The organism is Citrobacter sp. CK206 (assembly GCF_030333125.1).
Classification (GTDB): Bacteria; Pseudomonadota; Gammaproteobacteria; order Enterobacterales; family Enterobacteriaceae; genus Citrobacter_B; species Citrobacter_B koseri.
In genome coordinates this window covers 86,834-95,659 of record NZ_JAOWGM010000027.1, presented here as the reverse complement: position 1 = coordinate 95,659, position 8,826 = coordinate 86,834, and the positions used below count along the sequence as shown (strand labels likewise).

The following is an 8,826-nucleotide window of genomic DNA, read 5'->3' as shown; positions in this document are numbered from 1 at the left end:
TTTTTCTCAGCGGCGCGGGGTGTGCATAATACGCTTTCCCGCTTGAGAGTCAAGCATTTATTTTTGCTTTTCTCTGCCGGTGTTCATCGCTGAACCCCGCTGACCCGGCAGCCTGTGTGCCGTTGTTCCGTGTCAGTGGAGGCGCATTATAGGGAGTTATTCCGGCCTGACAAGGGGAAATTAGAAAAAACTTATCAACCGTTCGTTTTTTGGACGTTTTGCATATCACCCTTTTATTTTTGCCTGGTTTTTAAACAAAAACGAGCCCGAATGGGCCCGTTTTTTATTATTTGTGACTTACTGCACTGCCACAATGCGATCGTCATTCGCCTCCAGACGAATCGCTTTACCCGGAATCAGCTCACCAGACAAGATTTGCTGCGCCAGCGGGTTTTCAATCTGCTGCTGAATTGCACGTTTCAATGGACGCGCCCCGTAAACCGGATCGTAACCATTCGCGCTCAGCAATTTCAGCGCATCATCAGAGATATGGATTTCATACCCGCGCTCTTCCAGACGTTTGTACAGACGCTGCAACTGGATCTGTGCAATAGAAGCGATATGTTTTTCACCCAACGGATGGAATACCACGACCTCATCTATACGGTTAATGAATTCCGGGCGGAAGTTGTGGCTGACCACACCAAGCACCAGTTCTTTCATATGGCCGTAATCCAGCTCACCGAAACGCTCCTGGATCAGATCGGAACCGAGGTTTGAGGTCATAATGACAACCGTATTGCGGAAGTCGACCGTTCTCCCTTGCCCGTCCGTCAGACGGCCATCATCCAACACCTGCAACAGAATGTTGAATACATCAGGATGCGCTTTCTCAACTTCGTCCAGCAGTATGACGGAATAAGGACGACGACGTACCGCTTCCGTCAGATAACCGCCCTCTTCATAACCCACATATCCCGGAGGCGCGCCAACCAGACGAGACACGGAGTGTTTTTCCATGAACTCAGACATGTCGATACGCACCATCGCGTCATCGCTATCAAACATAAAGTTTGCCAGCGCCTTGCACAGTTCGGTTTTACCTACCCCGGTCGGCCCAAGGAACAGGAACGAACCAATTGGACGATTCGGGTCGGCCAGTCCCGCACGGCTACGGCGAATGGCATTCGATACCGCTTCAACGGCCTCATTCTGCCCAATCACGCGGCTGTGTAATTCCTGCTCCATACGCAGCAGCTTTTCACGTTCGCCTTCAAGCATTCTGGCAACCGGAATCCCCGTCCACCGCGCCAGCACTTCAGCAATTTCCGCATCCGTCACTTTATTGCGTAACAGACGCATGGTTTTACCTTCAGATTGAGTCGCTGCTTCCAGCTGTTTTTCCAGCTCAGGGATCTTGCCGTACTGAAGTTCAGACATCCGCGCCAGATCGCCCACACGACGCGCCTGTTCGATGGCGATTTTCGCCTGCTCCAGCTCAGCCTTAATGGTCTGCGTACCGGACAGAGAGGCTTTCTCTGCTTTCCACTCTTCTTCTAATTCAGAGTACTGGCGTTCTTTATCATCCAGTTCCTCGTTGAGCATATCGAGGCGTTTTTTGCTCGCCTCATCAGACTCTTTCATTAACGCCTGCTGTTCCAGCTTGAGCTGAATAATACGGCGGTCGAGCCTGTCCAGTTCTTCCGGCTTGGAGTCAATCTGCATACGGATGCTGGATGCAGCTTCATCGATCAGGTCGATGGCTTTATCCGGCAACTGGCGATCGGAAATGTAGCGGTGAGATAAGGTTGCCGCCGCCACAATCGCCGGGTCAGTAATCTGCACATGGTGGTGCAGCTCATAACGTTCTTTAAGACCACGCAGAATAGCGATGGTATCTTCCACAGACGGTTCCGCGACGAACACTTTCTGGAAACGACGTTCCAGCGCCGCATCTTTTTCAATGTACTGGCGATATTCGTCCAGCGTCGTGGCGCCCACACAGTGCAGTTCTCCACGCGCCAGCGCCGGTTTCAGCATGTTCCCGGCATCCATTGCGCCGTCGGCTTTACCCGCGCCGACCATCGTGTGTAATTCATCGATAAACAGGATGACGTTGCCTTCCTGTTTGGCGAGATCGTTCAGCACGCCTTTCAGACGCTCTTCAAACTCACCGCGATACTTCGCCCCGGCCACCAGCGCGCCCATATCCAGCGCCAGTACGCGACGGCCTTTCAGCCCTTCCGGCACTTCGCCATTAATGATTCGCTGCGCCAGCCCTTCGACAATCGCCGTTTTACCGACCCCCGGTTCACCAATTAATACCGGGTTGTTTTTAGTACGGCGTTGCAGTACCTGAATGGTACGGCGAATTTCTTCATCACGACCAATCACCGGATCGAGCTTGCCCTGCTCCGCGCGCTCGGTCAGGTCGACGGTATATTTTTGCAAGGCCTGACGTTGGTCTTCAGCCCCTTGATCGTTCACGCTTTCACCTCCGCGCATTTGTTCAACTGCCTGAGTGATATTGGCGGTGGTCGCCCCGGCCGATTTCAGTAGGTCGGTCAGCGTGCCGCGAGACTCAAGCGCAGCCAGAACGAACAGTTCCGACGAAATAAAGTTGTCCCCACGTTTTTGCGCCAGCTTGTCGCAAAGATTCAGTACACGCACCAGATCCTGAGACGGCTGTACGTCGCCGCCGGTGCCTTCCACCTGCGGCAAACGGCTCAGCGCCTGATCAATACTCGTGCGTAACTGGCCAGCATTAATGCCAGCGGACGTTAATAAAGGACGTACCGATCCCCCTTCCTGATTCAGTAAGGCGCTCATTAAATGAAGAGGTTCGATGAATTGGTTGTCGTGCCCCAGTGCGAGCGACTGGGCATCGGCAAGAGCAAGCTGGAATTTATTAGTAAGACGATCCAGACGCATAACTCCTCCCATAACAGGTCAAAATTGCTACTGGAGATTAAATGAGGTCATCCCTCAATTATTCAAGGTGAATGACCTGAATTATGTGAAAAGAAAATTACACGTACCGGATCGTCTTGATTCTTTAGGTTATATCAGCCAAATAAAACTTGCCATACGACCTGTGATCTTGTCGCGACGATAAGAGAAGAAAGTCTCACTTTCGCTGTAAGTACAGCGATCGCCGCCATAGACGCTTTCAACTCCCACATTCGCCAGACGTTGACGCGCAAGCTGATAAATATCCGCCAGATATTTTTCACCGCGCGCCTGAAATGCGCTGCTCGCCTTCGCATCTTTTGCGATAAACGCTTCACGCACTTCAGCCCCCACTTCAAAAGCAGCAGGGCCAATAGCCGGACCCAGCCAGGCGATAATGTTTTCAGGTTTATCGGCAAAGCAGGCGACCGTCTCTTCCAGCACACCTTCACATAATCCGCGCCAGCCCGCATGAGCCGCCGCCACTTCCGTTCCCGCGCGATTACAAAACAACACGGGCAAACAGTCCGCCGTCATCACCGCGCAAACGGTGCCGGGGGTATTGCTGTACGACGCATCCGCACGTTTGGATGCATAAGGCTCGCCGGTGAGTTTCAGCACGTCCTTGCCATGCACCTGTTCAAGCCAGACGGGTTTTGACGGCAAATTGCCCGCAGCAAAGAGTCTCTTGCGATTCTCTTCCACATGTTCCGGGTTATCGCCGCAATGGGCGCCCAGGTTCAGAGAATCGTAAGGCGGTAAGCTGACACCGCCTGTACGTACAGAACTACAGGCTGCAACCCCCTCCGGGATTGGCCACTGCGGAACAATTAGCTTACTCATAACCAGTCTACATCATCCTTATGTTCTTCGAAGTCAGCGCGCATCACGTCAATCAGCTCCACCATATCCTGCGGAATCGGCGCATGCCACTCCATTTCAATACCGGAAATCGGATGGTAAAGACGCAGCATTGTCGCGTGCAGCGCCTGGCGATCAAACTGACGCAACGTGGAGATAAACGCTTCCGATGCCCCCTTCGGTGGACGCGGACGACCGCCATACACCTGATCGCCCACCAGCGGATGCGTGATATGCGCCATGTGCACGCGGATCTGGTGCGTACGTCCGGTTTCCAGACGCAACCGCAGACGCGTATGCACACGGAAATGTTCCATGATGCGGTAGTGAGTCACCGCAGGTTTCCCCATTGGATGCACTGACATATGGGTTCGTTTGGTCGGGTGACGGCTGATCGGTTCATCTACCGTACCGCCCGCCGTCATATGTCCAATCGCGACCGCTTCATACTCACGGGTAATTTCACGCAGCTGCAAAGACTCCACCAGTCGCGTTTGCGCCGGAACCGTTTTCGCCACCACCATCAGACCTGTGGTGTCTTTATCCAGACGATGCACAATACCCGCGCGCGGTACGTCAGCAATCGGCGGGTAGTAATGCAACAGCGCGTTCAGTACCGTACCATCGGGATTACCAGCGCCAGGGTGAACCACTAAATCGCGCGGTTTGTTGATGACAAGGATATCGTCATCTTCGTAGACGATATCCAGCGGGATATCCTGCGGCTCAAAGCGGATCTCTTCGTCGATTTCCGCGTTAATGGAAACCTGTTCGCCGCCCAATACTTTTTCTTTCGGTTTATCGCAAAGTTTACCGTTGACCAGCACGCGCCGATCAAGAATCCATTCTTTTATGCGCGAACGTGAATAATCCGGGAACATTTCGGCCAAAGCCTGATCTAAGCGTTGACCGAGTTGGTTTTCGGATACCGTTGCGGTGAGTTGTACTCGTTGTGCCATATACAGCTTCTTCGTTTAACGTTGGGTTTTACGGCTTTGCCGTTTAATATAGTGTGCTATTGTAGCTGGTCTTAACCGGGAGCAGGAACAGAGAATCTCCCGTAAAACATTTTGAGGAAAGTCAAAACGTCATGACGCGCATGAAATATCTGGTGGCAGCAGCCACGTTGAGCCTGTTTTTGGCGGGTTGCTCTGGTTCAAAGGAAGAGGTGCCCGATAATCCGCCTAACGAAATCTACGCGACTGCCCAGCAAAAGCTGCAGGACGGTAACTGGAAACAGGCAATAACGCAATTGGAAGCGTTGGATAACCGTTATCCATTTGGACCGTATTCTCAGCAGGTGCAGTTGGATCTGATCTACGCCTACTACAAAAACGCCGATCTGCCGTTAGCTCAGGCCGCCATCGATCGTTTTATTCGCCTCAATCCGACGCACCCGAATATTGATTATGTCATGTATATGCGCGGTCTGACCAATATGGCGCTGGATGACAGCGCGCTGCAAGGTTTCTTCGGCGTCGATCGTAGCGATCGCGATCCGCAGCACGCCCGAGCTGCATTCAATGATTTCTCAAAGCTGGTGCGTAGCTATCCGAACAGCCAGTACACGACCGACGCCACCAAACGTCTGGTCTTCCTGAAAGATCGTCTGGCGAAGTATGAATACTCCGTTGCCGACTACTACACCGCTCGCGGCGCATGGGTTGCCGTGGTAAACCGTGTGGAAGGTATGCTGCGCGACTTCCCGGATACGCAGGCGACGCGCGACGCTCTGCCGCTGATGGAAAACGCTTATCGTCAGATGCAGATGACGACTCAGGCTGACAAAGTGGCAAAAATTATCGCCGCCAATGGTCGCAACACCTGATTGCGTACTGAACGCAAAACGGCAGCCCGAAGGCTGCCGTTTTTTTATCTATTTTACGCTGTTGCTGAAGCGGTTTCAGTACAACGCATCCCGTCAAATATGGCCCCCTTTCAGCTATTCCTCAAGTAAAAAATCCGTTGTTCCTGCGATAACTCACAAAAAGGCTTCCTTGACAAAAAGTGACAAAATAATGTGATTTAAATCACGCTTTTTGACATTGGGAACGGTATGCTGGAATCACCAAGACGGGAAAGACAAGAGGTAAAATTTATGACAATGAACATTACCAGTAAACAAATGGAAATTACTCCGGCAATACGCCAGCATGTCGCAGACCGTCTCGCCAAACTAGAAAAATGGCAAACTCACCTGATTAATCCACATATCATTCTGTCTAAGGAGCCACAGGGTTTCATCGCTGATGCCACCATCAATACCCCGAACGGACATCTGGTCGCCAGCGCAAAACACGAAGATATGTACGCCGCCATTAACGATTTGATCAACAAGCTGGAACGGCAGCTCAATAAAGTGCAGCACAAAGGCGAAGCCCGTCGTGCCACAACTTCAGTAAAAGACGCCAACTTCGTCGAAGCAGAAGAAGAGTAGTCCCTTACATTGAGTGTATCGCCAACGCGCCTTCGGGCGCGTTTTTTGTTGACAGGATTAAAACAGTACGGGTACTTTACTGAAGTCGCTAAAGGAAACTGACATGAAACTTATCCCGTTCTTCTTCGCATTCTTTTTTACCTTCCCCTGAATGGGAGGCGTTTCGTCGTGTGAAAAAGAATGCGAAGACGAACAATAAGGCCTCCCACACGGGAGGCCTTTTTTATTGATAACAAGAAAGGCAACACTATGACATCGGAAAACCCGTTACTGGCGCTGCGAGAGAAAATAAGCGCTCTGGATGTAAAATTACTGGCCTTACTGGCGGAGCGTCGTGAACTGGCCGTTGAAGTCGGGAAAGCGAAGCTGCTTTCTCATCGCCCGGTGCGTGATATCGACCGCGAGCGCGACCTGCTGGACAGGCTGATCGCGCTTGGCAAAACCCATCATCTGGACGCGCACTATATTACTCGCCTGTTCCAGCTCATCATTGAAGACTCCGTTCTTACCCAGCAGGCGCTGTTGCAGCAACATCTGAACAAAATTAACCCGCATTCAGCGCGTATTGCCTTTCTTGGACCAAAAGGGTCGTACTCGCACCTCGCTGCGCGCCAGTATGCCGCCCGCCACTTTGAACAGTTTATTGAAAGCGGCTGCGCAAAATTCGCTGATATCTTTAATCAGGTCGAAACCGGGCAAGCGGACTACGCCGTCGTGCCGATTGAAAACACCAGTTCAGGCGCGATCAACGACGTCTACGATCTGTTGCAGCACACCAGCCTCTCTATCGTGGGCGAGATGACCATTATCATCGACCACTGCGTGCTGGTTTCAGGGACGACCGATTTAAACACCATTGAGACGGTCTACAGCCACCCGCAGCCGTTCCAGCAGTGCAGTAAATTCCTTAACCGCTATCCGCACTGGAAAATTGAGTACACTGAAAGCACCTCTGCGGCGATGGAAAAAGTGGCGCAGGCGAACTCTCCACGCGTGGCGGCACTGGGTAGCGAAGCCGGTGGCGTGCTGCATGGGCTACAGGTGCTGGAACGAATCGAAGCCAACCAGACGCAGAATATTACCCGTTTCGTGGTGCTGGCGCGCAAAGCCGTCAATGTTTCCGACCAGGTCCCGGCGAAAACCACGCTGCTGATCGCCACGGGTCAACAGGCTGGTGCGCTGGTTGAGGCGCTGCTGGTGCTGCGCAATCACAACCTGATCATGACCAAACTGGAGTCCCGTCCGATTCACGGCAACCCGTGGGAAGAGATGTTTTATCTCGATATCCAGGCCAACCTGGAATCACCGGAGATGAAAAAAGCGCTGAAAGAGTTGGGGGAAATTACCCGCTCAATGAAGGTACTGGGCTGCTACCCCAGCGAGAACGTTGTGCCTGTCGATCCGAACTAACTGTTTGATAATGCCGGATGGCGCTACGCTTATCCGGCCTACGATTCATGCAATTTTGTAGGCCGGATAAGACGCACCTGCGTTGCCATCAGGCATCTCACTTATTGTCGGCTATCGTTCGCCTGGCGTAACAGCGTGCGACTTTCGTTCTGGAAGCGTTTGGCATAATCACCAAACCAATGCTCGACCTTACGGAAACTGTCGATAAAGGCCTGCTTGTCGCCCTGCTCCAGCAGACCAATCGCGTCGCCAAAACGTTTATAGTAACGTTTGATCAGCGCCAGGTTATTTTCCGACGACATAATAATATCGGCATACAGCTGCGGGTCCTGCGCAAACAGTCGCCCAACCATCGCCAGTTCGAGGCGGTAAATCGGTGACGACAGCGCCAGCAGTTGTTCCAGCTGGACATTCTCTTCCGCCAGGTGCAAACCGTAAGCGAACGTCGCGAAGTGACGCAGCGCCTGAATAAACGCCATATTCTGATCGTGCTCAACGGCACTAATCCGATGCAGCCGCGCACCCCACACCTGAATTTGCTCAAGGAACCACTGATACGCCTCCGGCTGACGGCCATCACACCAGACAACCACCTGCTTTGCCAGACTGCCGCTGTCCGGGCCAAACATCGGGTGTAAGCCCAGTACCGGGCCATCGTGCGCCGCCATCATCGCCTGTAGCGGTCCGTTTTTAACCGATGCAAGATCGACCAGAATACAGTCCGCAGGCAAACGCGGTAATTTCGCGATCACCTGCTCCGTGATATGAATCGGCACACTTACGATCACCATCCCGGCATCGGCTACGATCTCCTGCGCCCGTCCCCAGTCCTGTTGCTCAAGTATGCGTACCTGGTATCCCGACAGCGTGAGCATTTTTTCAAACAAACGGCCCATCTGACCGCCGCCGCCGACGATAACCACCGGGCGCAGAGAAGGACAAAGCGTCTTAAACCCTTTGTCATTCTCACTGGAGTAAGACTCACGCATCACCCGACGCAAGACGTCTTCAATCAGATCGGGAGGAACGCCAAGCGCTTCCGCCTCCGCACGGCGTGAAGCCAGCATAGACGCTTCACGCTCAGGCACGTAAATCGGCAGCCCAAAGCGGCTTTTCACTTCACCGACTTCGGCCACCAGCTCCAGGCGCTTAGCCAGTAAATCCAGCAGCGCCTTATCCACTTCATCTATTTGATCGCGTAACGCGGTCAACTCAGCAACCATAACCAA

General features: G+C 52.8%; 8 protein-coding genes and 1 other annotated feature. Of the genes, 4 read left to right on the top strand and 4 right to left on the bottom strand.

Going from position 1 to position 8,826, the window contains the following annotated elements; genetic code table 11:
- Positions 1 to 297: 297 nt before the first annotated feature.
- The 3 genes from clpB to rluD form a co-directional block, all read right to left on the bottom strand.
- Positions 298 to 2,871: an ATP-dependent chaperone ClpB gene (gene clpB, locus OGX81_RS12610; protein ID WP_024130844.1), complete on the bottom strand. Its 2,574-nt coding sequence runs from the start codon at positions 2,869 to 2,871 to the stop codon at positions 298 to 300.
- 129 nt (positions 2,872 to 3,000) lie between these two features.
- Positions 3,001 to 3,732 carry a purine nucleoside phosphorylase YfiH gene (gene yfiH, locus OGX81_RS12605; RefSeq protein WP_012134681.1) on the bottom strand — a complete coding sequence of 244 codons (732 nt, stop codon included), beginning with the start codon at positions 3,730 to 3,732 and terminating at the stop codon, positions 3,001 to 3,003.
- Entirely contained in the window at positions 3,729 to 4,709 is a 981-nt protein-coding gene (gene rluD, locus OGX81_RS12600; RefSeq protein ID WP_047461899.1) for a 23S rRNA pseudouridine(1911/1915/1917) synthase RluD, read from the bottom strand. The genes yfiH and rluD overlap by 4 nt, the downstream gene beginning before the upstream one ends.
- A gap of 131 nt (positions 4,710 to 4,840) precedes the next feature.
- Here rluD and bamD point away from each other — a divergent pair, with 131 nt between their 5' ends.
- From bamD to pheA, 4 genes are all read left to right on the top strand, one after another.
- A complete protein-coding gene (gene bamD, locus OGX81_RS12595; protein WP_012134683.1) occupies positions 4,841 to 5,578 on the top strand; it encodes an outer membrane protein assembly factor BamD in 738 nt (245 codons plus the stop codon).
- A 270-nt stretch (positions 5,579 to 5,848) separates the two neighbouring features.
- A complete protein-coding gene (gene raiA, locus OGX81_RS12590; RefSeq protein ID WP_024130845.1) occupies positions 5,849 to 6,187 on the top strand; it encodes a ribosome-associated translation inhibitor RaiA in 339 nt (112 codons plus the stop codon).
- 102 nt (positions 6,188 to 6,289) lie between these two features.
- Positions 6,290 to 6,414, top strand: a sequence feature (Phe leader region).
- Positions 6,291 to 6,338 carry a pheA operon leader peptide PheL gene (gene pheL / locus OGX81_RS12585; protein WP_101706155.1) on the top strand — a complete coding sequence of 16 codons (48 nt, stop codon included), beginning with the start codon at positions 6,291 to 6,293 and terminating at the stop codon, positions 6,336 to 6,338. (Overlaps the previous feature by 48 nt.)
- Positions 6,415 to 6,436: 22 nt before the next feature.
- Complete coding sequence (gene pheA, locus OGX81_RS12580; protein WP_024130846.1) at positions 6,437 to 7,597, top strand: bifunctional chorismate mutase/prephenate dehydratase; 1,161 nt, start codon at positions 6,437 to 6,439, stop codon at positions 7,595 to 7,597.
- A gap of 101 nt (positions 7,598 to 7,698) precedes the next feature.
- Here the strand turns inward: pheA and tyrA are convergent, their stop codons facing one another.
- On the bottom strand, positions 7,699 to 8,820 hold the full coding sequence (gene tyrA, locus OGX81_RS12575) for a bifunctional chorismate mutase/prephenate dehydrogenase (RefSeq protein WP_047461893.1): 1,122 nt from the start codon (positions 8,818 to 8,820) through the stop codon (positions 7,699 to 7,701).
- Positions 8,821 to 8,826: the final 6 nt, after the last annotated feature.

Excerpts from the sequence above, each read along its gene's own strand:
- bamD (WP_012134683.1), top strand. The coding sequence starts at position 4,841 with ATGACGCGCATGAAATATCTGGTGGCAGCAGCCACGTTGAGCCTGTTT.
- pheA (WP_024130846.1), top strand. The coding sequence starts at position 6,437 with ATGACATCGGAAAACCCGTTACTGGCGCTGCGAGAGAAAATAAGCGCT.
- tyrA (WP_047461893.1), bottom strand. The coding sequence starts at position 8,820 with ATGGTTGCTGAGTTGACCGCGTTACGCGATCAAATAGATGAAGTGGAT.
- yfiH (WP_012134681.1), bottom strand. The coding sequence starts at position 3,732 with ATGAGTAAGCTAATTGTTCCGCAGTGGCCAATCCCGGAGGGGGTTGCA.
- raiA (WP_024130845.1), top strand. The coding sequence starts at position 5,849 with ATGACAATGAACATTACCAGTAAACAAATGGAAATTACTCCGGCAATA.
- clpB (WP_024130844.1), bottom strand. The coding sequence starts at position 2,871 with ATGCGTCTGGATCGTCTTACTAATAAATTCCAGCTTGCTCTTGCCGAT.
- rluD (WP_047461899.1), bottom strand. The coding sequence starts at position 4,709 with ATGGCACAACGAGTACAACTCACCGCAACGGTATCCGAAAACCAACTC.